Genomic DNA, 25467 nt, shown 5'->3' with positions numbered 1-25467 from the left:
TAAAGGCTCATAAAAATCAACATATCAAGCTATTGCTATTTCGCTGATAACCCTTACCTTTATGTCATTGCTATCAACTAATACTTGCGGACTATGACAAACGACATTTATCAGATCAAAAAACTACTGACTACAAAAAATGGCACTTTTACGTACTACAGCTTGCCGGAAATGGAGAAGCAGGGATACAATATCGAAAAGATGCCATTTTCTATAAGAATACTGCTTGAAAACGCGCTACGTAATTTTGATGACTTCGCGATAACGCGCGAAAACATAGAAACCCTGCTCAATTGGAAGCCGGAAGCTTCTGATAAAGACATTCCTTTTAAGCCAGCCCGCGTGCTGATGCAGGATTTTACAGGCGTTCCCGCGGTTGTAGATATTGCTTCGCTTAGGGCAGAAATAGCGCGAAAAGGGAAAAATCCAGACGAGATAAATCCTCTGATTCCTGTAGATTTGGTTATTGACCATTCGGTACAGGTCGATTATTTTGGCACGGAATATTCCTATGAACGCAACATGGATGAAGAATACAAGCGTAACAAAGAACGGTACCAATTCTTAAAATGGGCACAGCAGTCGTTTAGTAATTTCAGCGTCGTGCCTCCGGGCATGGGCATCTGCCATCAAGTAAATCTTGAATATCTGTCAAAAGGAGTCATTGAGCGCAACGGCGAGATCTTTCCGGATACGCTGGTCGGAACCGACAGCCATACGCCGATGGTCAACGGAATAGGTGTTATTGCTTGGGGTGTCGGAGGAATAGAAGCGGAGGCCGCCATTTTAGGACAGCCGATTTATTTTATCATGCCAGAAGTAATAGGCTTGCGCCTGACGGGAAAAATCCCGCTAGGCTCTACGGCAACAGATATGGTATTGACTATTGCTGAATTGCTGCGTAAGTACGGCGTCGTAGGAAAGTTTGTAGAAGTTTTCGGTCCGGGATTGGACAATCTTTCAGTTCCCGACAGGGCAACCATAGGCAATATGTCGCCTGAATTTGGCTGTACGGTTACCTATTTCCCTATAGACGACAAGACGCTGGAATACATGCGCATGACAAACCGTTCTGAAGAACAGGTAAAGCTGGTTGAAGATTACTGCAAAGCCAACTTGTTATGGCGTACGGGCAACGAGTCGATTACCTATACGCATATTTTAGAATTAAATCTTTCAACGATAGAACCGACAGTTTCAGGTCCGAAAAGGCCTCAAGATAAGATACTGCTCAAAAACTTTCCGGCCACCTTTGCCGATGTCTTGCACCAGTCTTTCGGACGCAAATACATCAAGCCGCAAGAACAGCTGACGCGCTGGTTTGCGGAAGGAGGAAGCTCGCTGCCTATGAAGACTGAGACGACGATGGTACCGGATACAAAAATTGAAGGGAAAATTGAAGACGGGATGAAAATCGTTACCGTCACCGTCGGGCAGGAGCAGTTTATGCTTTCAGACGGAGCGGTCGTTATAGCGGCGATAACCTCTTGCACGAATACATCCAATCCGTATGTGATGATCGGTGCAGGGCTGGTAGCGCGCAAGGCAAGAGAGCACGGACTGAATGTGAAGCCTTGGGTAAAGACTTCTTTAGCGCCTGGTTCTAAGGTCGTGACTGATTATTTGATCAAGGCTGATTTATTGGACGACCTGCAGTCTATGAAATTCCATATCGTAGGATACGGCTGTACTTCGTGTATCGGAAACTCGGGACCACTTCCAGCGCATATTGCCAAGGCGATTGACCAACATGATTTGGTCATGGCTTCGGTGCTTTCCGGGAACCGGAATTTTGAGGCGAGGATACATCCGCAGATTAAAATGAACTTCCTGATGTCGCCGATGCTGGTCGTTGCGTATGCGATAGCGGGACGTGTCGATATCGACTTATTGAACGAGCCGATCAGCTATGACCCGAACCAGCAGCCAGTTTATTTAAAAGATATCTGGCCTAGCGATGACGAGATCAATACGATCATGAGCTCGGTACTTTCTCCGAAACAGTTTGCCAACAGCTACGGGACTATTTTTGAAGGAAACGCGATATGGCAGAATCTGGAAGTTCCTAATGAGAAAATATATGTGTGGGACGAGCAGTCGACCTATATAAAAGAGGCTCCTTTCTTTAAGAACCTGCCAGAGCATCCGCAGCCTTTAAGAGATATTGAGAATGCCAACGTGCTGCTGTCTTTAGGCGACAGTATCACGACCGACCATATTTCGCCTGCGGGTTCGTATGGCGAACTGTCTGCAGCAGGAAAGTACCTGCTGAGTCGAGGGGTTGAAAAAGCCGATTTTAACTCCTATGGTTCCCGCCGTGGGCATGATGAAGTAATGATTCGAGGTACTTTTGCCAACGTGCGTATCAAAAACAGGCTGGCAGATCACGAAGGCGGCTATACCAAATATTTGCCGACGGGCGAAGAAATGAGCGTATACGATGCTTCGGTGAAGTATAGAGAAGCTAAGATACCTTTGGTGATATTGGCTGGAAAAGAATACGGCAGCGGTTCTTCGAGAGACTGGGCAGCAAAAGGAACGTTCTTGTTGGGTGTAAAAGCCGTATTGGCCGAAAGCTATGAAAGAATCCACAGAAGCAATTTAGTGGGAATGGGCGTGCTGCCTTTGCAGTATAAGGACGGAGAGAATGCAGAAAGCCTCGGACTCACTGGCAGCGAGCAGTTTACGATAACGGGCATCGCGGAAGATATCAAGCCTTTAAAAGAGGTAGATGTTACGGCGCTGCGAAAAAACGGCGAGAAGATACAGTTTAAGGCTATTGCCCGATTGGACTCTAAGATCGAAATCGAATATTACAGGAACGAAGGCATCTTGCAGTATGTACTGCGCCAGTTCTTGCAGAAATCATAATGCACTGTTTTGAGAAAAAGAAAAGCGAAAAGATAACTACTATCTTTTCGCTTTTTTAGTTTATTATTTAGAATATCGCTTTACAGCATCTCATTCATTTCTGCAGCAGCAGGCTCTACTTTGCTATAATGCGGCTTTTTGATGGTCAGCTTGTAGACACGCCACATCAAGATGATACTGATGATCGAAATGACGACAATCACATAACCTACAGTATTGTAATGCTCTAGCGGACTGCCTTTACTTTTCTGCGTAACAATCATCCCTGCGACTGCTGCGGCAATACCGCCTGCAATCTGCTGCAAGGAAGAGTTGATGCTCATAAACGCACCACGGTCTGACATTTCGGGTACGGCGCTGGTCAATGCCGATGAGGGAATCATACGGCTCATGATCCCGATCATCATCATGATATTCAAGGCCATGACGATAAGCAGCGGCGTGACGCCTAGGTTGGTATAGACCACGCAGATAATCATCATCCAGACAGAAGCTGCCGCGAATATGGTAAACTTGTTGATCTTGTCGCTCAGCTTTCCGATTATCGGCATCACGACCAGAGAGCTGACGCCGGAAACCATAAGGAGCATGGTCAGCTGGTTGTAATTCACGCCGAGGTTGTTGACGGCAAAGGCACTTCCGAAAGGCATCATCATAAAGCCTCCGATTGAAAGCAGGGCAGTAGCCGTAAAGGCGATACGGTAGTCGCGCTTGGAAACGGTATGCCACAAGTGGGCGAAGGCAGACCTGTCATGCTGCAGCGCAAGATGTGCTGTAAGCGGTTTCAGGTAAATGGCTATGGCAATAGCAATAAATATGCTAAGGATGGCTACCATCCAAAACGGAGCTTCCCATTTCCAGAGCGTTGCGATATAGATACCGATAGGCACGCCTAGAACCTGGCTTGCGCCAAAGCCCATCTGGATGAATCCCATGACGCGGCCGCGCTGCTGCAGGGCAAACAGGTCGGTGATGATGGCCATAGAAATAGAGCCGATAACGCCACCGAAGAGTCCGGTAATGATACGGGCGGCTACCAATACGGCATAGCTTTCTGCAAGGCCGCAAAAGATAGTACCTCCTATAAATCCGATGTAGAAGAAAAGCAGCAGCTTTTTTCGGTCAAACTTATCGGCAAAACCAGCAGTCAGCAGTCCGGAGAGTCCGGCGCTAAAGGCATAGGCCGATACGGCAACACCAAAGGCAGACGGTTTTAGGTCTAGGGATTTCATCAGCATATCGCCTAGGGGCGACATGACCATAAAATCGAGTATGACCGTAAACTGCGTTATGGCCAGTATAAAGATTACAAATTTTTGATAGCCTGTAAAGGGCATGGATTGTTTTTCGTTCATTTTTTGATGAATTGATGATTAGTAATGGATTCTTGGCGGGTAACGGTATTATTTTTTAAGGGCTTTTAATGCGAGATCAAACGTCTGCCACAAAATTTCATCGGTGAGCTTGAAAGGCCTGCCGCCCATGCTTTTTCCTTCGTTGTGGAAACGGATAAGGTTATACAGCGGGGCAAAGGCGATGGACCAATAGACTTCAAAAGGCATTTTGTCGATTTCTCCTCTTTGGATGATGTTGTGCATGAACTTGCCTACTACGGTCTTGAATTCCTTCAGGAAGGAAGCCAGGAATTCTTGCTGGTAGGAAGAGCTGCGGAGCTGGTCGAAAAAGAGCGACATCATCGGATTGTTGATGGAATAGTTACAGCGGTTTTCCCATTGTTTCCGCAAGCCTTCTTCTAAAGACATTTCGGGGTCAAAATCGGCAATCATGGCAGTACCCATTTTGTTTCCTTCTTCAACTGCAATCGTGATGATGAGGTCGTCGCGGTCTTTGTAATAGATGTACAGCGTAGCTACGGATATGCTGCAGGCTTTGGCTAACTTGTTCATACTAAAGCCTTCAAGACCATGCGTAACGATAAGTTCGATTGCTTTTTCCTTGACTAGCTTTGTCTTTTCCTCGTCCCTGATTCTCATGGTGCAAATATAAATGAATATTCATTCACTTATGAAATGGTTGGAAAATTATTTTTGTAGTGGATAGGGGAGAGTTGAAAGTTGATAGTTGAAAGTTGATAGTTGAAAGTTGATAGTCGAAAGTTGGAAGTTGGAAGGGAAAAATCTAAAATCAAAAATCTAAAATCAAAAATAAAAAGCCCGTGCATAGCTGTCGACAGAATAGCGTCGACAGCTAGACGGGACAGTTCTTCTTAGAGCGAATAGTTGAGGTTGAGCGACCATCTGTAGTTGGCTTCGACTCTTCCGCCGGTAAGGTTTTGGTTGATGGGCAGCATGGTGCTTAGGCCGAGAGAGAATTTCTGGAGTCCTAGCTCGACGCCCATCTTTCCGAAGAGGATGTCTCCGGCGGTCAGTGGCACGTCTTCGCCGTGGTCTTTGTTCTCGTCGTATTTTTCTCCTGCCAGTCCTAATTGGGGCACGATGTCCAGATTGTCAATCTTTGTGCTGTAGAACAGGGTCGCGGCATAATTGAACTGGTTGCCAAACTGGTAGTTCTTTTCATTCTCTGTCTTGAAAACATAGTTGACCGTGGCGTTTAGTCCGAGGTTGTTCTTTTTGACCGTATATTCTGAGGCGAGCGTATAGTCCCAGCTGCCAGTACCCAGCTGGAAGCTCGGATTAATACTGCCGTTATTGGCGCTGTCGTATTTTCCCGTAGGGGCTTTTACTCCGGCACCGAGCTGGAATTTATGGAACACCGTAGCGCTGTCGCTCTTGGTTCCGAAAAGGGTATAGAAGCCCATCAGGGTAATGTCGCCCAGTCCGTCGATGTTTTCTTTTCCGGTGGCTTTTTCGCGGTTGTTGAAATGGTACGGGACTAAGGCCATGACTTCAATCCGCTCTGTAATAGGCACTCGGGCCCAGAGCTGTGCGGTATTGAAATTCTCGTCGATCCACGGAGAGTTGTTAAAGACGCCGTCGCGACTCTTGTAGCTTTGGTGGATGTAGCGTATGCCGACGAAATTGCTGTTGAGCATAGAACTGAATCCCATGCTTCCGCCATTGGCCGAACAGCCGCAGGCATCGCAGTCTTCTTCCAGCAGGGCGACGTATCTGCGGAACGGATTGTCAATCGAATCTTTTTCGGTACGAGCCTGGGCTGCATTCAGGGCAAGGATTGAGATTGCGAGCGTAAGAATTATTTTTTTCATCTGTTTGTCTTATGAATTAAAAAAGGCTTTCGGGTTTTTAGGTTCGAAAGTAGAATAGGGGATTGCTGACGAATTCTTCGTCGGTCAACGTCTTCAAGAAAGCAATGATGGCTTCTTTTTCCTGCTGGTTCAAAGGAATTCCGAGCGTAGGATGCTGTTGCAGCAAAGGGTCGAGATTCTGCGTGTTCTGTACTCCCGAGGCGTAAAAATTCAATACCGACTGTAGGGAGCCGAAACGGCCATCGTGCATATAAGGCGCAGTCAGTGCCACGTTTCTTAGGCTGGGTACTTTAAACTTGTAGCGGTCATAAGCAAATCCGGTGACTGTTTCCCTGCCGAGGTCGTTCAGGTTGGGATTCGGCGGCAGGCCGTTGTTGCGGAACTTGTTATCGGTGAAAAGGTCGGTCGCATGGCAGGTGGCACAGTTCGTCTGAAAGAGCGCGCGTCCTTGCAGTTCTTGGGTACTGAGCGTGCCGCCAGCTTCGTTGCGGACGTATTTGTCGTAGCGCGAATTGGCAGAGACCATCATGGTCATAAACTGGCCTAATGCCTTGAGCATGTTGCCGGAGCTGACTTCTTTGTTGGCAAAGGCTTGGCTAAAGAGCTTTACATACACTGGGTCTTGCTTGAGCTTGAGCACGATGCTTTCGAGGTTCTCGTCCATTTCTACTGGATTGTGTATCGGCACAATGGAGAGCATCTCTAGGCTGCTGGAAGCGCCGTCATAAAAGTATTCGCCTTGGAACGCCATGTTCTGCACGGCAGGCGCATTGCGGAGTCCTTCGAGGTTGTCGACGCCGTGGCTGAAATCATGTCCGTGGTGTGTAAACGCAGAAGCCTGTTCGTGGCAGAAGGAGCAGGAAACAGTTCCGTCTCTAGACAGCCTGCCGTCGTAAAAAAGCTTCCTGCCGAGCTCGAATCCCTTTTGGGTCGGAGCATTGTAGCTGATGTCTTGTACGGGTTCTGGAAAATTAGCCGGAATGATAAAATCTAAGGGCTGGTCGATCTCGATGTATTCGCCGTTATCATCTTGGCACGAGAGTACCGATAGGATACTGAGAAAATATACTATTTTTTTCATTAGTAAAGTTTTAGGGCCGGAAGGTTTTCCGGATTGTGCATGCTAAAGGACAGCCAGCCTAAAATCATCTAGGCTGATTCCTTTAAAAGCATTCTGTTTTTGTCTAGTGGTGCGTTCCCGCTCCGTTATGGACGTGGTCTACAGTGAACATCTTTTTGGTGTTGTTGGCAATGGTGATGAGGTTTTCGCCCGCCATGATGCTTGCTGCAGTTCCGGCACCGTTCAGGTTGTGGTGCAGCTCGATCTTGGTGTCGCCGTCAAGAATAACGTTGGCATCTGATTTTAGGTGGATGTTTGGCATTTCTCCTTCTCTCACGCGTGCCGTAGTCGGCAGGTTCAAGACTACTTCTCTATAGTTGTCTGTAGCCGTGTTGCTGCCTTGGTGAATCATAAAGCCTCTTGATGTAGTATCGCCGCCATGAGCAGGGTCTACGGTAAAAGTACCCTGGCAGTTGATAAAGCGGTATCCTGTAGACCATGTCCAGGTCATGTTATTGGCAAAGGCAAGGTCCCAGAAGCTCTGCTGTGCGGTTTCGCCTTGCAGGTAGCGCTGCTGGTCAACGCCGATACCAAACTTGATCTTTTTATAATCGCCAGCAGGCACGTTCTCTAGGTGCACCGTAAACTGTCCGGTTTCTTCGTTGATGATAAAATAGCTTTCGTTTTTAGGGTAGGTAAACTCAGAGCCGTCTTCTTTTATCAATACAAAGTTGCTTACGATATAGGTGAAGCGTTCAAAGATAAGAGTCTCACCGTTGGAATTGGTATAGGAGTTTCCGAGCATCAGGGCATCTCCGGCAACGCCGTTGTCGAAGAACAGTTCTACGTCGCCAGACGTTCCGTCGGCAGGAGCCGAGCCGTTATCGTCGCTGCTGCACGAGTTGATAAATAGGGATAGGGCAAGAAGGCCCGCTATGTTTTTTAAGCGTGATTTCATGATGTATTTTTTAAATTTGTTATAGGATGAGGCTGCTCCGGAATGGGTTTCGGAGTATAGCGTTCAGAAACAGGCTGCTACCGCAGCATTTCTGCAAATCGTATGGAAATTTAAGAAAGGGGAGGACGGAAGATCGATCTGCTATCCAGATGGCTGTAGAGGTTTGGATAGAAGATGTAGCGACTACGATCTGCCAATGGAAATACTTGAGCTTCGAGCCCGAAATCTAAGATTTCTTCAAAAAACAAAATGTGGCTTTCTGAGGCTGCCGCTCTTTTTTCGTGAGACTGTTCACCGTCTTCTTGAGAGGATTTGGCAAGTTCCTTCATCAGGTGGCATTTTCCGTTACACTTCAACTCCGGCTTGTCCTTGTTGATGCAGAGTACGGTTGCTATGTAGTCGTAATCAATAGCATACTCAATCACAGGAAGCACGGGCTTCAGGAGCATAAACAATGCAAATATGGATGCCATTTTTTTCACCCTGCGAATTTACGGAAACGAAATCAAAAAACGGCAAGATGTAGCGACTAAAAAGAGGATAATTTTTACAATTATAAAGCATCAAATCGTTCAGTTTCAAGTTGAGGGATGCCAATAAGAAGTTGAGCAGTGAATATAAGAACTTGAGCGGAGCCTATAAGAAGTTGAGCAGAGCCTATAAGAAGTTGAGCAGAGCCAATAAGAACTTGAGCAGTGCCAATAAGAAGTTGAGCAGAGCCAATAAGAAGTTGAACGGAGCCTATAAGAAGTTGAGTAGAGCCAATAAGAACTTGAGCAGAGCCTATAAGAACTTAAGAAGTGCCTATAAGAACTTTATGAGAGTGAATAAGAAGCCTATACCCAATAAAGGAGATAGGCTTCTTATTCACTCTCATAAAGTTCTCTTTATAAACTTTACGGGTTCTAACTTTCGTAAATATAAGGAATCTCAAAAACAACTTTGGCACCTTCAATCATTCCGTTTGAGGCGATCAGATTATCGGTCTGCACTATAAAATCTTTGTTTTTGGTATACGAAACCAAGCGTTCTTTGGTAATGGTCATGGCTAGCGATTTGTGACTGCTTGATTGGGTGCTGGTACCAAAACCTTTGCCGTTATCTGTTACTTCAAAAAACAGCTTGTTTTCTTTCAGATAGAAATGAATAGCAATTTTTCCATTTTCCAAAGTGTTGCTCAGTCCGTGCTTGATGGCGTTTTCAATAAACGGCTGGGCTAACATCGGCGGCAAGAATATCGATTCGGTATCGATTTCTTTTTCTACCAGAATCGTAAATTTGAATTTGTTCTCATAGAGCAGCTGCTGGATAGAAAGGTAGTTTTCAATCATTTCTAGTTCTTCTTCTAGCGATATGTAATTTTCATTGGAGTTTTCAAGTATTTGTCTTGTCAGTTTTGAAAATTTGCCCAGATAAACCACCGCTTCGTCGTTCTGCTTGTTATCGATCAGGCTTTCGATGTTCTGTACCGAATTGAATATAAAATGGGGGTTCATCTGGGTGATGAGCAGCTTTTGCTTGATTTGGTTTTTTTCTAAAACCGTAATGGCTTGTTTCTGCTTATTGTTGCGGTAGTAGAAATAAGCACCGAGCAAAAAAAGCAGGAATACAGAAGAAACGGCAATCAGCCAGTTATTTTTAACGGCCGTTTTCTTTTCAGAATCTAGCTTGATCGCGGCTACTTTTTTTCCTTGAGCGAGTTTCTGGTTCAGCTGTTTTTTTTCAAAATCATAGACTAACTGTTGTTGGGCTAATTTGTTTTTTGAGGTTTCTAGAGCCGCTTTCTTTTGGGCTTCGAGCTTGACGGCTGTCACTTTCTTTTGCTGTTCTAGTGTAACTGCCGCTAATTTCTTTTGCTGGAGTATTTTTTGCTGCAGTTCTTTTTTCTCAAATTGGTATTTGAGTTCCTGCTGCGCCAATTCGTTTTTTGAGGCTTCTAAATTTGTAGAATCTTTTATTACGATGTTCGCCTCATGCATTTTTAATGCTTTTTCATACTGTCCGCTCTCTTTATAAATTTTGTATAGCAGGGAAGTGATACCCGACTGCGAATTGATGTTTTTATTTTTTTTCGCCAGGCTGTAGCTTAACTCACCATACTCTGCCGCTTTATCATAGTTTTTATTTTTGTAATTAATGCGTGCAGCACTCCCGTATACTCCTTGTTTTGAAATATCATCATTACATAACTCTAAGGCTCTTTTTAAATAATCTTCCGACTCCGCTAGTTTTCCCAATTCACTGGAGGATTGAGCCAATTGTACTAAAATTATCGATTCTGCCTGCGGATCTTTATTCTTTTTGATATAGTAGTACGCTTTTAGAAAATGGTTATGGGCTTCGGTAAAGTTTTTAAGACGGGTATAAGATGTGCCTATGTTATTATGGATTACCGCTAAACTATGGCGGTCTGATTTTCTTAATTCTGACTCTGGGACATCAAAATAGGGCAATGCTTTTTTTAGATGAACAATAGCTTTATTCCAGTCCTGCTGGGCTATACAAGCGGTTCCTATTTCCATATTTACGGTTGATATTCCGTTTTCATTATTAATGCTTTCGTAGAATTTTAATGCTTCAAAAAAGTATTTGAACGTATTTGGCCAGTCGGCAATATGGCGGTAGTACGCACCTTTACCAACTATTGCTAATGCCATAGGCTTGTAGTCTTTCGACTCTTTCCAATACTTTATAGCTTCATCAAAGTGGATTGGCGCATTTTTGTTGCCCTCACTTGTTTCTTTTTTTGCTGTATTGTAGTAATACACACCCGCAGCAAATTGGTATTTTCGCTTTACTTTTGGGTGAAGTTTGGGCATTGCCAATCCTTTAGTAAAAACAGGAAGCAACTGATTGAAGTAGGCCACATGAGGTTTGCTCAACATGATTGTGTTATCCATACCCGCAATAATTGTATTAATGCGTGTCGTATCACTAATCTTGCGATTGGCTAATATCGTTTCTATGGAATCAATTGTTTTATTTTGGGAATAAATAGGAAGGATGCTAAAGAAAAGGAGTAGAAAAGGTACTAAAGGCTTGCGGTTTAACATAAATGTGGGAGTTGTGGTTAATAAAAAACGGAGGTAAAAGTAATTAATTGATAGGATAAATGAAAGGCAATATCTGCGAATAGATCTTTCACCTTCGGTTATAAAGAAAATGGGCGCAAGAAACGTAACGAACCCCTTCTGTACAAAGGGGTTTAGTTATCAAAATGAATAGCTCTTTACAATCTGTTCAATTCCTCAGAATTGCCCGACTGGCGTTCTTTCGTCTTAAGATTGCTGTTGCCAAAACGGTACGTCAATGAAAAACGTATGCGTTGCGTGTCCCAAACATTTTTAAATTCCTGGGTTACCCCATACATTTTCTGTTTTGAATATTCACGTCCGTTAAAAATATCGGTTCCGCTAATGCCCAGCTCTAATTTTTTATCAAACATTTGGTATTTTACCGTAGCATAAAATTTGGCATACGGTTTTAAGCTTGAATTCTGGAACGTTTCCCCAAAATTCTGGAAATAGCTAAGGCTCATGAAAAACGTCTTGTTTTTATTTAATGTAAAATCATTGGTTGAGAAAAAAGACGTAGAGGTTCCCTTATTCCTTTTGTCAGAAACGACAATGTCTGATTCGGAGTAGCTGAAATTAAGATTATTCACGCTGGTCCACCACGGTGTCGGTTTTGCCGTATAACTCTGCGTAAAGCTAAGCATGTCTTCGTTGACATAATTCATCCAGATATAATTGTTCTGTTTTGTATCCGGATTTAATATAGAAGCTTGGTTTACGCCATCTTTCATGCTTGAAAAACCGATTCGGGAATCGAATGTCTTATACGTAAAGGTCACTTCAAAATTATGCGTAAACGACGGCTTCAAAAACGGATTTCCTTCATTGTAGCTAAATTCGTTGTTGATCGTACGGAAAGGATTCAGGCTTTCGTAACTCGGACGGCGGATACGGCGCGAATAATTGAATCCAAGACTTTTGTCTTCTGTAAACTGATGCAGTACATACACTGTAGGAAACAATTTCAGGTAATCATTGGTATGGCGATTATTGGCTTCTCTCGAAAATCCATCGGTTTGCGTAGCTTCTAAGCGTAGGCCTAACTGGATATTCCATTTTTCATTAAACTTTTTGCTTCCCGAAATATAAAGCGCTTCATTCTTTTCGGTGTATTCGAAATAATTCGACAGGTTGGTGTCATAGACCATTTCGCCATTTTCGTCTTGCTTAAAGGCATTGATCAGGTTGTCTGATTTTGAATTGGAAAAACGGGCACCAGCCGTAAAATCAGCTATTTTGGTTGGCAATTCGAAATCTACTTTGACGGATAGATTTTGTATTTTGATATCTACATCATTGATGCCTGCATGCTCAGAGTTGGCAATCAGTTCGTTTGCCGGCGTATAGTTTGCGTAGGCATATTCATTGAAAGTTGGCGTGTGGTAGTTTACAAAATCAACATCCACCATCACTTTTTTGCCCAAAGTATCCAATTTATATTCTGAGTAAATATTGTAAATCTGCTGGTAGGTCTTATCGTTTGAGGCCGCATTATTCTTCATAAACTGCTGGATACTGCCTCCTTTTTGATCAAAAAGAGTCGTAAGCTGTGGCTGCGAATCGGTAAACTTAGAAGCATAGGCAGAAACTTTCGTACCAATCGTCCATTGTTTTGTCAGCTGATAATCCAGAGACAATTGTCCGTTTACATAACGATTTTTACCGTCAGAGCCGCTCTCATTCTTCCAAAAAGCATCTGGATAATAAATATCATTGTCCCAATTGATTAAAGAGCGTCGTATTCCTGTAGAAAGAGAGCTTCTCAATGTCAGCTTATTCTTTTGCAGGTTGAATGCCGTATTGTACTGCTGCGTGTTTCTTCGTCCACGTTGATACGCTCCGCCTGCTAAGGCATTCCAGCTGTCTTTCTTAACTTTTTTGGTAACTATATTGATGATACCGCTGTTGCCTTCGGCCTGATATTTGGCTGGCGGCGTAGTAATCACTTCAATTTTTGCCAAATTGGAGGCGCTGATACTTTCGAGATAATTCATCAGTTCCGCCTGTCCCATATAAGTAGGCTTGTCGTCGATTAAAACCATAACCGAATTTTTACCCGAAATACTGATGCTTTCTTGTGTTACGGTAACGCCAGGCGTGGTTCTAAGAGCATCTATAGCCGTACCTCCTGTAGATGAAGTCGCATTGGCTACATGATAGATAAAGCGGTCTGCTTTGCGTTCCATCAGTTTTTTAGGAGCCTCGATTACTACCTCGTCCAGCTTGGTGTTGCTTTCAAAGGAAATCACTCCTAAATCGATATCGTTTTTTACTGCCAGCTCTTGCTTGTGCACCGCTTTATCAAAATATAAAATTTCTAAGCGGTAATCGCCTGTTTGTGCTTTTAAGGCAAAAGAACCGTTTTCGGCAGTCTTGCCTTTAATAGTATCTTTGGCTATCAATAAGACATCATAAAATGCTGCCGATCCGCCGTTGGCTTGCGCTATGCCTTTTACTTCATGCGTCTGTGCAAAAAGAGAAGTAGTAATTAAAAATGTGATCCAAATTAAAAAATGTGCTGGTGTTTTCATGGTGTATTATTTTTCAGCAAATCTTCGACTTTTACTGTTTTTATTTTTTTTATTTCGACCAGCGCGATAAAAAATCCGACCAATAGGTTGGTCGGAGAAAAACAGGTGTTTGTCGAAAAAAAGTTTTTTAGTATTCCGTAATGCGCTACTTTTCCACTTTAAAAAAATAGCCCAAACCATGAAGAAAAAATATGTGATTCTACTGCATCTGTTATTTTGGATGTACTATATAATGCAAGATTTGGCTGTATTTGACCCTGAACAAAATACATTCAGTTTCCCGATACTGTCTTTCGATTTTAAAACTCCGGGAAATGCATTGACCTACTCTTTTACAACAATCTATATTTTTATTTTTTATTTGAATTACTTAGTCTTTATGCCCAAGTTTTTTGATGTGAAAAATGTAAAACGAATCATACTATCGTTTTTGGGCCTGTTTGTTATTTTTATCGGAATGCGATATTTAATAGAAGAGGTTTTGTACGACACATGGCTTGGCTTCCATAATTATTCCAACGATGCAACAATTGCGTATTATATCTATGACAATCTCTATTATGGCAGCCGCCCGATCATGGCTTCTTCTGTCTTATGGTTTATTGTAAACATGCTGCGCCTGCAAAAAGAGCAGATCGTTTTATTGGAGAGCAAACGCGAGACAGAAATCAATTTCCTGAAATCGCAGATCAATCCGCATTTTATATTCAATACCCTGAACAATATTTATTATCTGATATTCGAAAAATCAGAAAAAGCGCTTCCGGCTGTGGAGCAATTGAGCGGACTGATGCGGTATATGACCTATGAAAGCCAGAACGAAACTATTGCATTGCAACGCGAAGTAGCCTATATAGATGACTTTATTGCCTTAGAATCGATGCGGATTTCGGGTGACGCACAAGTGGTTTTTAAGAAAAATATCGAAAATCCGGAATGCCGCATTCCGCCCTTGTTACTGATTCCGTTTGTAGAAAATGGCTTTAAGCACGGTATACTGAACAATCCGGGGCAGGTGTTTACTATCGAGCTGACGCAAAATAAAAATCATCTAATTTTGCAGACGCAAAACAGCATCAGCAATTATAAAAAAGACCATCAGTCGGGCATTGGCATCGAAAATATAAAGAAACGACTGCAATTGTATTTTCCTGACAGGCATTCGCTAGACATTACCACAAAAGAAAATATGTATTACGTAAAATTAGATATCAAACTATGAGAATCATCCGCTGTGCAATCCTAGACGATGAACCTATGGCAGTGGCTCTGTTGTCAAAATATGTAGAAAAAATTTCAAGTTTTGAATTGGTTAAAGCAACAACCAATCCGTTTGAGATACTAGAACTCATCGCCCAAACCACTATCGATGTCTTATTTATCGACATACAGATGCCAGAACTTACGGGCCTGCAGATGATGGAAATGCTGGGCAACAAAACAAAATTTGTAATCACGTCGGCCTATAGCGAGTATGCCCTGAAAGGCTATGAGCATAATGTGGTGGATTATTTATTAAAGCCGATTTCATTTGACCGTTTTTATAAATGCATACAGAAAATAGAATCCCTTTCTCAAGAAAAGCCCGCTCCAGCCGTAGAAGTATTGGCTAAAACAGAAGAAAAGCAGGATGAGTTTTTATTTATAAAAACCGATGGCAAGCTGGTAAAAATAAACCTGAACGACTTGCTGCTGGTAGAAGGCCTAAAGGATTATCTGTATTTGCATCTAAAAAACGAAAAACTAATCGTGCTGGACACCTTGAAAGAATTTGAAGCAAAACTGCCAGCACCTTCTTTTATGCGGGTACACAAATCCTATATCATTCGGCTCGATCAGATTGAAACCATAGAGCGCAACCGGGTATTTATTCAAAATAAGATTGTTCCTATTGGCGAAACTTACAAAATCAAATTTCAGGATTGGGTCAAGAGCTTTTTATGAGCCTTCGTATCGACTTCAAAAGTATAAAAGCCTCCTTTTTGGGAGGCTTTTTGTTTTTAAAAGAGGTATTGCAACTTAAATACTGTTTTTCACAAGCTTGCCGAGCTTCTGCAAGCCTTCTTCTGCGCGGTCGTTCCATTCCATCGCATAATTAAGGCGCATGCAGTTGTTGTATTGGTCGTGCTGGGAGAACATCCTGCCGGGCGCAAAATTGATATTCATGGCTCCGGCGGCATCATACAGGTCTTCGGTGCAGATCCTCTTGTCAAGTTCCAGCCACAGCATAAAGCCGCCCTTGGGCTGGGAGATCTTGGTGTTGTCCGGGAAATAAGTTTCTACGGCACGCTGGAACTGCAGGTAGTTGGCATAAAGCTTATTGCGAAACATACGCAGGTGGTGGTCATAACGTCCGTGTTCCAGAAAATCAGCAATGACGTCGGAATAGAGCGACGGATTGCATACGGTCTGCACGAGCTTTTGGCGTATGATCTTGTCTTTGAACTGCCCAGGGGCAATCCAGCCCACGCGGTAGCCGGGTGCCAGCGTCTTGGAAACCGATCCGGCCCAGAGCACCAGTCCTGCTTCGTCATAAAACTTGCAGGGCTTAGGGCGTTCGGCTCCAAAATAAAGGTTGCCGTAGATGTCGTCTTCAATCAGCGGGACATTATAGGCGGTGATGAGCCGCACGAGTTCTTTTTTGTTTTCGTCGGGCATCTGGAAACCCATCGGATTGTTGAAATTGGTCACGAAGCAGCAGGCCGAGATCGCAGGCAGTACTTTTTTTAAGGCATCCAGATCGATGCCATAGACGGGATGGGTCGGAAGCTCTACTGCTTTCAGTCCGAGCAGCTTTATGGCCTGCAAGATGCCAAAATAAGCTGGGCTTTCTATGGCCACCGAGTCGCCGGGCTTGGTAACTGCCATCAGGGCGTGATAGATGGCGTTCATGGCGCCCGAAGTAATGACAAGGTCATCTTCGGTTACTTTGCCTTCTAAGACCAGCGACCATTTGGCGATTTCACGGCGCAGGTGCTCGCTGCCTTGCACCGGTTCTAGATCGGTACCGCTGTCGCTTCGGCTGCGTATGGCCTTGATGACTCCTTTGTTGAGCTTGGCCAATGGCAGGAAATTCCTGCCGGGCAGTCCCAAGGCAAATTGGGTCACATCGGGCTTGGCAATAGTATCGTAGACCTTGCTGATAAGGTCTTCTGGGGTTTTGCCTTTTCCAGCATCGGCTATAGCCGTAACAGAGGGCAGGGCCAGTTTTCGCTGTGAGGTCTTGCTGACGTAATAGCCTGTCTTGGGACGCGATTCAATCAGCGAGCGACTTTCGAGCTCGAGGTAGGCTTGCTTGGCGGTATTGATGCTGACATTATGGAGCTTTTGCACGCTGCGTATCGATGGCAGCTTGTCGCCGAGAAGCAGCGTCTCGTTCTGGATCTGTTCTTCGATAATCTTGGCTATTTTCAGGTAGAGTGTTTCCTTGCGCTGCATGGGCTTGTTGTTTTTTGGGCGATAATAGGATGTGCTTGTGCGTTGGGCATCTGGGCTTAGTTGAGCCATTTCAATACCCTGCAAATACTGTCTTTTAATTGTTCTGGATCGCTATAATTGCCGGTGCCTTTTTCTTTGAGGTAGCGGGACACGAAAGATACGAAGATTCCTTTTTCGTCTGCATTCATATCAGGACTATTGTACACCTCAAAATCGATTGCTCCCTTGGCATTGAGCACGAGGCTCGCAAAGGCAACAATGCGATCTTCTTTTTTGGCCAGCAGGAAAGGGACGCCAAAAGCAGCGGTAATATCGTGTTCTAGCGGGAAGGCTTGAAGAAAGATTTTTTTCAGCGCTTCCATGTCGGTAATATACACTTGTGCAAATTGCAGTGTTTCTTGGTATTCTAAAGAGGTTTCCATGACTGTACGTATTTGGTTTAGTAAAGTTAGGAAGACGGCAGGTTTGGTTACAGATACAGAAATATGTTTTTTAATGGGTACAGATAAGAGGCTACAACTGCAGTGAGGCAGTTGGTTGGTTGCTACTTTATCGGCATCATAAGTTATTAAGATACTTATTGTCTTTATAGATAAATTATTCTATATATTATGTTATATTTATATCATATTAACAATAAAGTTATAAATTATGAGAAAAACTTTACTTTTATTTGCACTTACAGCAAGCACATTCTCTTTTGGGCAGGTTCCGATCGGTTCGGGGACTCTTGTAGACAGCAATGCGGGACTCACGACGCCTATCTCGATTTATTATTCGACTTCATTGTCTCAGACTATTTATTTTGCTTCTGAAATCGGTACGGCAGGAACGATCACTTCGATTGATTTCATGCTAAACACTACCGGCTCGCTGGCCAATACCAATACGATGATTGATGTATGGGTAGGCCATACTTCAAGAGCTTCCTACAGTCCTGTAGTCGGCGCTTCCGGTGCGGACTGGATTAGCGTGGCCAGCCATTCGCACGTACTGACCAACGGTTCTTTTACGCTGACGGGTACGACGCTTAGGTTTACGTTTGACACGCCGTTTTCCTATAATGGAACGGATAACTTGGTGATTACAGTAGATGCCAATAAAGCAGGCGATGACGGAAATACGATAAAATTCTATCAAGCTGCTGCGACAACAGATGTAACGTCGTTAATGATCAGGACGGATCAGGCAGCGGAGAATGCCGATCCGCTAAATCCGCCTCTAAGCTATACGGGAACTACGACAGCTACTTCGGTGCAAGCCAAAAGAACGCGTCCGCAGATTGTCTTGAACGGCATTACGTTAGGAGTTGACGAGCATGGTTTGGCAAGCCGTATTGCGATATATCCAAATCCGGTAACCGACAATCTTTTTATCGGATCTGAAGATAAGGCCACTGCCGGCGAAATTTATACCCTGACCGGACAGCTGGTACGTTCGGCAGCCGTAGAACAAAACAAAGTGTCGGTAGACGATCTGGCTTCGGGTGTGTATCTTTTAAAACTTCGTATGGAAGACGGCACGGCCGCTACTAAACGATTTGTAAAGCAATAAGGTTTTACCAACCTTTTGAAATACGAAATCCCTTTGCGAAAGCAGCGGGATTTTTTTATGCGGATTGGTTTCTTTTCAAAAAGCTTGGTTCAGGCTCGAAATAAGTTAACAATTTAATTATATAAACAGAGACTTGCTGCAGTAGGAATTTAAGATATTACAACCGCTGTTTTGGCTTATCGTGCAGGCCATAAATATGTAATAACTTATAAGGTTCTCAATGAGACAGACATGGGTATTCTAAAAAAAATAAACCGCAGGCGCAGGGCCTTTATGAAAGGCCTTACCAAAAATATCGGGAGCTGCAGCTATCCTAAAATAAAGGAGACTCCTGAAGACATCAAGATTGAAAAGGTGTTGGTCTGCAGGCCTAACGGACGTTTGGGAAACCTGCTCTTGGTCACGCCGCTGGTGCAGGAAATCACAGCCGTCTTTCCAAACTGCAAGATCGACCTTATGGTAAAAGGAAATCTGGCTCCGATACTTTTCGAGAATTATGATGCTATCGATCATACGATCAAGCTGCCCAAGAAGCCCTTCAAGAGCCTTTTTAAGTACTTTCAAAAATGGACGGCCATTCGCAGGACGCGCTACGACCTGATTATCAATGTTGTCAGCTATTCCTCGTCAGGAAGGCTGGCCACTTGGATTGCCAGAGGAAAGTACAAGCTATTTGGCAATGACGAAGGAGGCTTGATTGCTTCTCGGTATGAAAACGCGCAGCACATGGCCAAGTTTCCAGTCTATTATTTCCGTGATTTCCTGCTCCATTGCGGCCTTCCGGAACGAAGCGGGGCGGTTCCGTTGCTCGATCTTAAATTAAGCACTGCTGAGTTGGAGAAAGGCAAAGGCATCGTACAAAATATAGTCGGAGACGGCAAGAAGACCATAGCCCTCTTTACGTATGCGACCGGACATAAATGTTATTCGTGCGATTGGTGGGCTCAATTTTACGAGGCCCTAAAGCAAGCATTTCCGGAGTGCAATATTCTTGAAATACTGCCTATCGAAAAGGTCTCGCAGATTTCTTTCCAAGCTCCGGCATTCTACAGCAAAGATGTACGAGAAATTGGTGCTGTCATAGCCAATACCGATGTTTTTGTAGGGGCAGACAGCGGTATCATGCATTTGGCTAGTTCGGTGCAGACACCAACGATAGGACTTTTTTCGGTTACGGATAGTACTACATACCAGCCTTATGGAAATAATAGCCTCGGTGTCAATACAGAGGAGATTGGAATTGAGGCATGCCTTGCCCTTATCAGGAGCCGTATCGGTTAGGGAAGGGATAAGTCTCTCCTGACAATATAAATCGGTACGCTATATAAACTAGGCCGGATCCAGATCGTTCGCTTCATTGAATTTGCGCATGGCATTCGAAAATAACCGTTCTGCTTCATACACGTTTTGGTACAGCTTTCGTTTTTCTTTAGAAAGCTCGAGCAAGCGGTCTAATTCCTTATCCAGTTGTTCGCCTTTGGCATTTTTGATTGTGATTTCCTGTGCTATTTCTTGTCTGGAGTACAAGTGCAGTTCTTTTAAGGATTTGTAATAACCGATGGCTGTCTGCTTCAGCTGCTGTCCCATAGTCAGATCATCAGGCTGGAGCGTTTCGATCTGCTTGATGATGGCGTCAAATTCAGTTTCCTGCGTGTCTACAACAGACAAGGCTTTGTTGAAATCATGCTGTATGAGATAGTCCAGCTTGCGGGATTCGGAGCCTTTTTCGTGAATGAGAATGTGTGAAATCTGTTTTTCTTGAAGGATGGCCTTTCTGAAATCCGCTGCTTTCTGCTTGCCGCAAGAAAAGAACGAGAGCGTGATCATCAAAAAAAGAACGGCCTTATTTAGTTTTTCCATAATCTTTTCCTTTTGCGTATTCTAATCAAAGGGGGATGGTATAGTGAAGTTACTAAATTTTTTAGGATGTTCAAAATAACAATCGGCATATTCTTATCTTTACAAAAACGAGCGGCTCTTGCGCTGGATACTACAGAAACAACCCAAATACGATGTACGATGGCTGAGAAAAAATCAAAACTGGCAGAAATCAAGACCAAACCAACCGTGGCAAGCGTAGAAGATTTTATCAATACGATTCCGGAGGAGCAAAAGCGAAAAGATAGTTTTGTGATTTTAGAAATGATGAAAGAGGCGAGCGGAGAAGAACCTGTCTTATGGGGCAGTTCCCTCATCGGGTTTGGTACTAAAAGATACAAGAGCGCTGCCACAGGAAGAGAAGTAGATTGGCTCAAGATAGGCTTTTCGCCGCGCAAGGCCAATCTGTCTCTATACATCAACGTAGGCATAGCAGAACACGCCGAGACTCTTAAAAAACTCGGCAAGCATAAGACAGGCGTAGGCTGTCTTTATATCAACAAGCTAGCTGATGTTGATTTGGATGTACTGAAAGGAATGATTGCCGCTTCTTTGGATAAAAAGTAAAAGCAGCATCGAACGCGAAGAGCAAAAGAGCAAGCATTCCGATTCGCATTTTCTTAAGCTGTTACTTCCAACGACTGGATCAGTCCGTCGATAATCTCAAAATGATAATTCAGGATAAGCGGACTTCCTTCAAATGTGCCCGAAACTTCTGTTGTCAGAATACTTGAGCTGCCTGATTCCGTATAACCGATCGGTTTCATGACGGCTTTATATTTCTGGTTCGCTTCAGCAATCCATTTCTCAATTTCAATCGTTCCAGTATACGCCTTGCCTTCATCTAAAACGGTAGCTGTTTCTGCAAAACAGTTGGCATAGGCGATACTATCGAAGTTGTTTTGCGCCTTTACTAATTCAAGGATACTATTGGGTAAATTCATGATTTTATTTTTTAGAGTTATTAAATTGTCGGGAGGGTACCGCCATCAATGATGTATTCGGTTCCGGTCAGATAGCTCGCTCGCGGCGAAACTAAAAAACCGACAAGTTCTGCTACTTCTTCTGGCTGTGCTGGCCTGCCGTAAGGAATGCCTCCAAGTGCGTCCATTACGCTTTGCGCGGCTTCTTCTATAGATCGATTGGAACTTGCCGAAATCCGTTCTATCATTCTTGTTGATGCTGTCGTCATGATCCAGCCTGGCGATACGGTCAATACGCGGACGCCTTTTGGCGCAACTTCGTTAGACAATCCTTTGCTATAGTTTATCAATCCTGCTTTTGCCGCTGCATAAGGCAAAGTAGAATCATACAAAGGCAATTTGCCCTGTATGCTAGCAATGTGGATAATAACGCCGCCTTTGCGTTCGATCATTTGCGGCAAAAACTTTCTGTCTAGGCGCACAGGAGCAAGCAGATTTGCTTGTATCGTACTTTCCCAAGCCTCGTCATCCAATACGGCAAAACCGCCGCTCGGTGTTTCGGAGCTGCCTAGGTTGTTTACAAGAATATCGAGCCTGCCGTATTTTCCTAAAACTTCGTTTACCACCTTTTGCGTTCCTTCAGGCTTGCTCAGGTCTGCCGAAATAAAATGCAGGTTTTCGTTTGCTGTTTCGGGCGCATTTCTCGCCGTGATGATTACTGTTGCGCCTGCATGTAGCAGTCGTTTTGCAATAGCATTTCCGGCACCTTTTGTACCGCCAGTCACCAAGGCAATCTTGCCTGACAACTCATTGTTGAAATTAAATTCGTGTTCCATTTTACATTTGTTTAGTGCAAAGTTGGGACATACAATCAGTTTGTACAAGTACGGAAAAACGAATTGCATAGGGATAAATTTATCCTATATTGTACAGCTTGAGACAATGGATTATTTTTGTAGTATGTATGAAAGAAAGATCCCGTTGAGTTTAAACTGCGGCCTTGACCTGATAGGCGAGGTACTGTATGGCAAATGGAAAGTCCGTTTGCTATGGTTTATCAATGAAGGGCATAAGCGCCCCAGCGAATTGCAACGCAAAATTCCCGACGCTTCCCGAAGGGTGCTGACGATGCAGCTTAAAGAACTGGAAGAACACGAATTGATTACAAAAAAGATCTATCCCGTGGTTCCGCCAAAAGTAGAATACAGCCTTACCGAATTCGGCAAGACCTTGATTCCTGTTATTGCCACTTTGGGACAATGGGGAGACGAGCACGAAGAACGACTGAGGGAAGTTATCTTGAAAAGAAATTTATAGTACATTGTAGGATGAATCATATAAGCAAATAGAAGATGACAGACGAAACTGGAAAGCCAGAGTTTTGGGAAACCGCTTTTGAAGAAAAGCAGGAGATGTGGGGCTTTGAGCCTGCTAAGTCGGCAGTAGCGACAAAAGATTTCTTTGTGGAAAAAGGCGTAAAGAACCTCCTGATACCCGGAATCGGCTATGGACGGAATGCCCAGATTTTCAAAGACAGCGGCATGACCGTAACCGGAATAGAGATTTCAAAAACGGCTATCGAAATGGCAAGAAAGCATTACGGAACGGATATGGTCATCCACCATGGTTCTGTAACCGATATGCCTTTTGATGCCAAAAAATACGACGGCGTATTTTGTTATGCCCTAATCCATCTATTAGATACGCACGAAAGAGAAAAGCTGATTCAGGACTGCTACAACCAGCTAGAAGACAATGGCTATATGGTCTTTACGGTAATCTCGAAAGAAGCGCCTACCTATGGACAGGGAACTCTTGTGAGCAAAGACCGTTATGAAATCTTTGCAGGAGCACAGCTGTTCTTTTATGATACCGAATCCATCCATGCTGAGTTTGGCAAGGCCGGATTGTTTGAAATTAGTGAGATTCAGGAAAACCAGCCGTTCTTCTTGATCAAATGCAAGAAAGAAGCGGGTCAGCTTTAGAAGATAATCCGTAGCAAAAAAGCCTTCAAGATCGTTGATTTTGAAGGCTTCTTTTTAAATAAGAAAGACAATAATAAGGTATTGTGAAAGCAGTTGCACTACCAAAGAAGCAAGATGACAATTTTGCAGTCTTGGTTTATCTATTCGATTATTATCAAAGTAAAAAGTACAATCTGCACAGACAATTATTATAGCTTTTATAGTTATTTTAGCATGCCTAAAGACGGCATATTCCACAGGTAAGAAAAGAGACAATGGAAGCTAAAGTCAGTATAAAAAAAATCATACAGCTATTTCTAAAATTGGGCTTTATTGGCTTTGGCGGTCCTGCAGCGCACATTGCTATGATGCAGCAAGAAGTCGTATTGAAAAGAAAATGGATGAGCGAACAGCATTTTCTAGACTTGCTCGGTGCTACCAATCTTATACCCGGACCCAACAGTACCGAGATGGCTATACACATTGGTTATGAGAAGGGAGGATGGAAAGGCTTGCTAGCGGCAGGACTGAGCTTTATTCTTCCTGCTGTTTTCATTACGGGTATATTTGCTTTTCTATACCAACAATACGGACAATTGCCTGAAGTGCAGCCTTTTATTTATGGTATCAAGCCTGCGATTATTGCAGTAATTATCGGAGCAGTTTATCCGTTGGCAAGGAAATCCTTAAAATCACTATTCTTAGTAATTGTTGGTATCGGGGTACTGACAGCCTCTCTGTTCAATATCAATGAAATTTACCTTATGTTTGGGGCTGGCTTGCTGGCTGTCGTGTTTTATTCTCTCGCAAGCAGAAAGACATCTACTTTACAAAACGTTGCACCGTTTCTGTTTTTACAGCTAAGCGGCAGTAGCTTATTCTCCGATACAACTATCCGATTGTTCTTCATCTTTCTGAAAATAGGCGCTATCTTGTATGGAAGCGGTTATGTATTGTTTGCTTTTTTAGATACTGAATTAGTAGCAACAGGGTTATTGAGTAGGCAGCAATTGACGGATGCTATTGCTGTAGGTCAGTTTACGCCGGGTCCCGTTTTTTCATCTGTTACTTTTATTGGTTACCAAATTAACGGCTTCATGGGAGCCGCAGTATCTACCATTGCAATATTTCTCCCATCATTTATATTTGTGGCACTGCTCAATCCCCTGATGAAAAAAATACGCCAGTCCAAGATGCTATCCGCTTTTCTTGATGCGGTAAATGTCGCTTCTGTAGCCATCATAGCCTCAGTATGCCTTGCAATGGGCAGAGAAACAATTTATGATTCGGATACCGTTATTATTGCCCTTAGCAGTGCTTTTGTCGTATTCCGCTTCAAGAATATCAATAGTGCACTGATTGTATTGGGAGGCGCTTTGCTGGGCTTTGTATTATATCAATTTTAAATAAATGCCATATACTATTATGTCGTATCTTAGTTCCAGATTTCTAATTTAATTCCTAACGGGACAGTAGTAATTTAAAATTTTGGCTTATGAAAAGTAGTAAAAGATTAATTTTTGGTATGTTGCTTTTGATATCTGCGATTTCTCAAGCTCAGGTAAATGTCAATGTGAACATAGGAAACCCTCCGGCGTGGGGGCCTGTCGGCTATACAGATGTCCGTTATTATTATATTCCCGATATTGAAACCTATTATGACATACAGACCTCTGACTATATCTATATCAGCAAGGGTAAATGGATTCATGGCAGGACACTGCCTGTGGCGTATCGAAACTACGATCTTTATGGCGGCTACAAGGTTGTTTTGACAGATTACAGAGGCAATGCTCCCTATGCAAATTTTAAAGCCCATAAAATAAAATATGCCAAAGGCTATAAGGGAAAACCACAAAAGACTATCGGCGCTAAGCCTGGAAAAGGTAATAACAAGGCGCAAGGCAAAGCCAAAGGACATGGTGAAGGAAAAGGACATGGAAAAAAAGGCAAATAAGTAAGCCTCGCACAAGCAGATAAAAAAAACCTGATGCATTGCATCAGGTTTTTCTGTTTAGAAACATACGAT

General features: G+C 43.4%; 23 protein-coding genes. 10 read left to right on the top strand and 13 right to left on the bottom strand.

Annotated elements, in window-relative coordinates:
• Positions 1-93 precede the first annotated feature (93 nt).
• Entirely contained in the window at positions 94-2871 is a 2778-nt protein-coding gene (gene acnA, locus CLV94_RS10175) for an aconitate hydratase AcnA (RefSeq protein WP_121376386.1), read from the top strand.
• Between the two features lie 80 nt (positions 2872-2951).
• On the opposite strand, the gene CLV94_RS10170 is transcribed toward acnA, so the two are convergent.
• From CLV94_RS10170 to CLV94_RS10135, 8 genes are all read right to left on the bottom strand, one after another.
• On the bottom strand, positions 2952-4226 hold the full coding sequence (locus CLV94_RS10170; RefSeq protein WP_121376385.1) for an MFS transporter: 1275 nt from the start codon (positions 4224-4226) through the stop codon (positions 2952-2954).
• 48 nt (positions 4227-4274) lie between these two features.
• Positions 4275-4865 carry a TetR/AcrR family transcriptional regulator gene (locus CLV94_RS10165; RefSeq protein ID WP_121376384.1) on the bottom strand — a complete coding sequence of 197 codons (591 nt, stop codon included), beginning with the start codon at positions 4863-4865 and terminating at the stop codon, positions 4275-4277.
• A gap of 233 nt (positions 4866-5098) precedes the next feature.
• On the bottom strand, positions 5099-6058 hold the full coding sequence (locus tag CLV94_RS10160; protein WP_121376383.1) for a transporter: 960 nt from the start codon (positions 6056-6058) through the stop codon (positions 5099-5101).
• 37 nt (positions 6059-6095) lie between these two features.
• Positions 6096-7139: a cytochrome-c peroxidase gene (locus CLV94_RS10155; RefSeq protein ID WP_121376382.1), complete on the bottom strand. Its 1044-nt coding sequence runs from the start codon at positions 7137-7139 to the stop codon at positions 6096-6098.
• A gap of 103 nt (positions 7140-7242) precedes the next feature.
• Complete coding sequence (locus tag CLV94_RS10150; protein WP_121376381.1) at positions 7243-8076, bottom strand: MbnP family protein; 834 nt, start codon at positions 8074-8076, stop codon at positions 7243-7245.
• A 110-nt stretch (positions 8077-8186) separates the two neighbouring features.
• Positions 8187-8525, bottom strand: coding sequence for a hypothetical protein (locus tag CLV94_RS10145; protein WP_121376380.1), 339 nt, complete (start codon positions 8523-8525; stop codon positions 8187-8189).
• Positions 8526-8981: 456 nt separating this feature from the next.
• Positions 8982-11129 carry a tetratricopeptide repeat-containing sensor histidine kinase gene (locus CLV94_RS10140; protein ID WP_121376379.1) on the bottom strand — a complete coding sequence of 716 codons (2148 nt, stop codon included), beginning with the start codon at positions 11127-11129 and terminating at the stop codon, positions 8982-8984.
• Between the two features lie 176 nt (positions 11130-11305).
• On the bottom strand, positions 11306-13681 hold the full coding sequence (locus tag CLV94_RS10135; RefSeq protein WP_121376378.1) for a TonB-dependent receptor domain-containing protein: 2376 nt from the start codon (positions 13679-13681) through the stop codon (positions 11306-11308).
• A gap of 178 nt (positions 13682-13859) precedes the next feature.
• Between CLV94_RS10135 and CLV94_RS10130 the strand changes: the two genes are divergently transcribed.
• Both CLV94_RS10130 and CLV94_RS10125 read left to right on the top strand, forming a co-directional pair.
• The gene (locus tag CLV94_RS10130) at positions 13860-14903 is read left to right on the top strand and encodes a sensor histidine kinase (protein WP_121376377.1); all 1044 of its coding nucleotides are present in this window, start codon (positions 13860-13862) and stop codon (positions 14901-14903) included.
• Positions 14900-15625 (top strand): LytR/AlgR family response regulator transcription factor, encoded by a 726-nt coding sequence (locus tag CLV94_RS10125; RefSeq protein WP_121376376.1) that lies wholly within the window; start codon positions 14900-14902, stop codon positions 15623-15625. Before CLV94_RS10130 ends, CLV94_RS10125 begins: the two co-directional genes overlap by 4 nt.
• 75 nt (positions 15626-15700) lie before the next feature.
• Here the strand turns inward: CLV94_RS10125 and CLV94_RS10120 are convergent, their stop codons facing one another.
• Both CLV94_RS10120 and CLV94_RS10115 read right to left on the bottom strand, forming a co-directional pair.
• Positions 15701-17119, bottom strand: coding sequence for an aminotransferase-like domain-containing protein (locus tag CLV94_RS10120; protein WP_121376617.1), 1419 nt, complete (start codon positions 17117-17119; stop codon positions 15701-15703).
• 56 nt (positions 17120-17175) lie between these two features.
• Positions 17176-17541: a hypothetical protein gene (locus tag CLV94_RS10115; protein WP_121376375.1), complete on the bottom strand. Its 366-nt coding sequence runs from the start codon at positions 17539-17541 to the stop codon at positions 17176-17178.
• Between the two features lie 229 nt (positions 17542-17770).
• Here CLV94_RS10115 and CLV94_RS10110 point away from each other — a divergent pair, with 229 nt between their 5' ends.
• Together CLV94_RS10110 and CLV94_RS10105 are read left to right on the top strand one after the other, a co-directional pair.
• Positions 17771-18673, top strand: coding sequence for a T9SS type A sorting domain-containing protein (locus CLV94_RS10110; protein ID WP_121376374.1), 903 nt, complete (start codon positions 17771-17773; stop codon positions 18671-18673).
• Between the two features lie 231 nt (positions 18674-18904).
• Entirely contained in the window at positions 18905-19954 is a 1050-nt protein-coding gene (locus tag CLV94_RS10105) for a glycosyltransferase family 9 protein (protein ID WP_121376373.1), read from the top strand.
• A 48-nt stretch (positions 19955-20002) separates the two neighbouring features.
• On the opposite strand, the gene CLV94_RS10100 is transcribed toward CLV94_RS10105, so the two are convergent.
• Positions 20003-20533 (bottom strand): hypothetical protein, encoded by a 531-nt coding sequence (locus CLV94_RS10100; RefSeq protein WP_121376372.1) that lies wholly within the window; start codon positions 20531-20533, stop codon positions 20003-20005.
• A gap of 66 nt (positions 20534-20599) precedes the next feature.
• On the opposite strand from CLV94_RS10100, the gene CLV94_RS10095 reads away from it, so the two are divergent.
• On the top strand, positions 20600-21118 hold the full coding sequence (locus CLV94_RS10095; RefSeq protein ID WP_245982529.1) for a DUF1801 domain-containing protein: 519 nt from the start codon (positions 20600-20602) through the stop codon (positions 21116-21118).
• 53 nt (positions 21119-21171) lie between these two features.
• On the opposite strand, the gene CLV94_RS10090 is transcribed toward CLV94_RS10095, so the two are convergent.
• Positions 21172-21495, bottom strand: a complete 324-nt coding sequence (locus CLV94_RS10090; protein WP_121376371.1) for a nuclear transport factor 2 family protein — start codon at positions 21493-21495, stop codon at positions 21172-21174.
• 20 nt (positions 21496-21515) lie between these two features.
• Positions 21516-22310: an SDR family oxidoreductase gene (locus tag CLV94_RS10085; RefSeq protein WP_121376370.1), complete on the bottom strand. Its 795-nt coding sequence runs from the start codon at positions 22308-22310 to the stop codon at positions 21516-21518.
• A 124-nt stretch (positions 22311-22434) separates the two neighbouring features.
• Between CLV94_RS10085 and CLV94_RS10080 the strand changes: the two genes are divergently transcribed.
• The 4 genes from CLV94_RS10080 to CLV94_RS10065 all read left to right on the top strand — a co-directional run bounded on the left by CLV94_RS10080 (position 22435) and on the right by CLV94_RS10065 (position 25395).
• Positions 22435-22791: a winged helix-turn-helix transcriptional regulator gene (locus CLV94_RS10080; protein WP_121376369.1), complete on the top strand. Its 357-nt coding sequence runs from the start codon at positions 22435-22437 to the stop codon at positions 22789-22791.
• Positions 22792-22826: 35 nt separating this feature from the next.
• Complete coding sequence (locus CLV94_RS10075; RefSeq protein WP_121376368.1) at positions 22827-23459, top strand: class I SAM-dependent methyltransferase; 633 nt, start codon at positions 22827-22829, stop codon at positions 23457-23459.
• Positions 23460-23713: 254 nt separating this feature from the next.
• The gene (gene chrA / locus CLV94_RS10070; RefSeq protein WP_121376367.1) at positions 23714-24844 is read left to right on the top strand and encodes a chromate efflux transporter; all 1131 of its coding nucleotides are present in this window, start codon (positions 23714-23716) and stop codon (positions 24842-24844) included.
• An 89-nt stretch (positions 24845-24933) separates the two neighbouring features.
• A complete protein-coding gene (locus tag CLV94_RS10065) occupies positions 24934-25395 on the top strand; it encodes a hypothetical protein (RefSeq protein WP_121376366.1) in 462 nt (153 codons plus the stop codon).
• Positions 25396-25467 lie beyond the last annotated feature (72 nt).

Source organism: Flavobacterium endophyticum (assembly GCF_003634455.1).
GTDB lineage: Bacteria > Bacteroidota > Bacteroidia > Flavobacteriales > Flavobacteriaceae > Flavobacterium > Flavobacterium endophyticum.
Note: the sequence above shows the minus strand (reverse complement) of the source record. Positions and strands in the feature narration are given on the sequence as shown.

Coding starts and splice junctions, on each gene's coding strand:
- CLV94_RS10065 (WP_121376366.1), top strand. CDS start 24,934: ATGAAAAGTAGTAAAAGATTAATTTTTGGTATGTTGCTTTTGATATCT.
- CLV94_RS10130 (WP_121376377.1), top strand. CDS start 13,860: ATGAAGAAAAAATATGTGATTCTACTGCATCTGTTATTTTGGATGTAC.
- CLV94_RS10090 (WP_121376371.1), bottom strand. CDS start 21,495: ATGAATTTACCCAATAGTATCCTTGAATTAGTAAAGGCGCAAAACAAC.
- CLV94_RS10115 (WP_121376375.1), bottom strand. CDS start 17,541: ATGGAAACCTCTTTAGAATACCAAGAAACACTGCAATTTGCACAAGTG.
- CLV94_RS10140 (WP_121376379.1), bottom strand. CDS start 11,129: ATGTTAAACCGCAAGCCTTTAGTACCTTTTCTACTCCTTTTCTTTAGC.
- CLV94_RS10135 (WP_121376378.1), bottom strand. CDS start 13,681: ATGAAAACACCAGCACATTTTTTAATTTGGATCACATTTTTAATTACT.
- CLV94_RS10170 (WP_121376385.1), bottom strand. CDS start 4,226: ATGAACGAAAAACAATCCATGCCCTTTACAGGCTATCAAAAATTTGTA.
- CLV94_RS10150 (WP_121376381.1), bottom strand. CDS start 8,076: ATGAAATCACGCTTAAAAAACATAGCGGGCCTTCTTGCCCTATCCCTA.
- CLV94_RS10075 (WP_121376368.1), top strand. CDS start 22,827: ATGACAGACGAAACTGGAAAGCCAGAGTTTTGGGAAACCGCTTTTGAA.
- CLV94_RS10105 (WP_121376373.1), top strand. CDS start 18,905: ATGGGTATTCTAAAAAAAATAAACCGCAGGCGCAGGGCCTTTATGAAA.
- CLV94_RS10100 (WP_121376372.1), bottom strand. CDS start 20,533: ATGGAAAAACTAAATAAGGCCGTTCTTTTTTTGATGATCACGCTCTCG.
- chrA (WP_121376367.1), top strand. CDS start 23,714: ATGGAAGCTAAAGTCAGTATAAAAAAAATCATACAGCTATTTCTAAAA.
- CLV94_RS10085 (WP_121376370.1), bottom strand. CDS start 22,310: ATGGAACACGAATTTAATTTCAACAATGAGTTGTCAGGCAAGATTGCC.
- CLV94_RS10125 (WP_121376376.1), top strand. CDS start 14,900: ATGAGAATCATCCGCTGTGCAATCCTAGACGATGAACCTATGGCAGTG.
- CLV94_RS10120 (WP_121376617.1), bottom strand. CDS start 17,119: ATGCAGCGCAAGGAAACACTCTACCTGAAAATAGCCAAGATTATCGAA.
- CLV94_RS10160 (WP_121376383.1), bottom strand. CDS start 6,058: ATGAAAAAAATAATTCTTACGCTCGCAATCTCAATCCTTGCCCTGAAT.
- CLV94_RS10145 (WP_121376380.1), bottom strand. CDS start 8,525: ATGCTCCTGAAGCCCGTGCTTCCTGTGATTGAGTATGCTATTGATTAC.
- CLV94_RS10155 (WP_121376382.1), bottom strand. CDS start 7,139: ATGAAAAAAATAGTATATTTTCTCAGTATCCTATCGGTACTCTCGTGC.
- CLV94_RS10095 (WP_245982529.1), top strand. CDS start 20,600: ATGTTCAAAATAACAATCGGCATATTCTTATCTTTACAAAAACGAGCG.
- acnA (WP_121376386.1), top strand. CDS start 94: ATGACAAACGACATTTATCAGATCAAAAAACTACTGACTACAAAAAAT.
- CLV94_RS10080 (WP_121376369.1), top strand. CDS start 22,435: ATGTATGAAAGAAAGATCCCGTTGAGTTTAAACTGCGGCCTTGACCTG.
- CLV94_RS10165 (WP_121376384.1), bottom strand. CDS start 4,865: ATGAGAATCAGGGACGAGGAAAAGACAAAGCTAGTCAAGGAAAAAGCA.
- CLV94_RS10110 (WP_121376374.1), top strand. CDS start 17,771: ATGAGAAAAACTTTACTTTTATTTGCACTTACAGCAAGCACATTCTCT.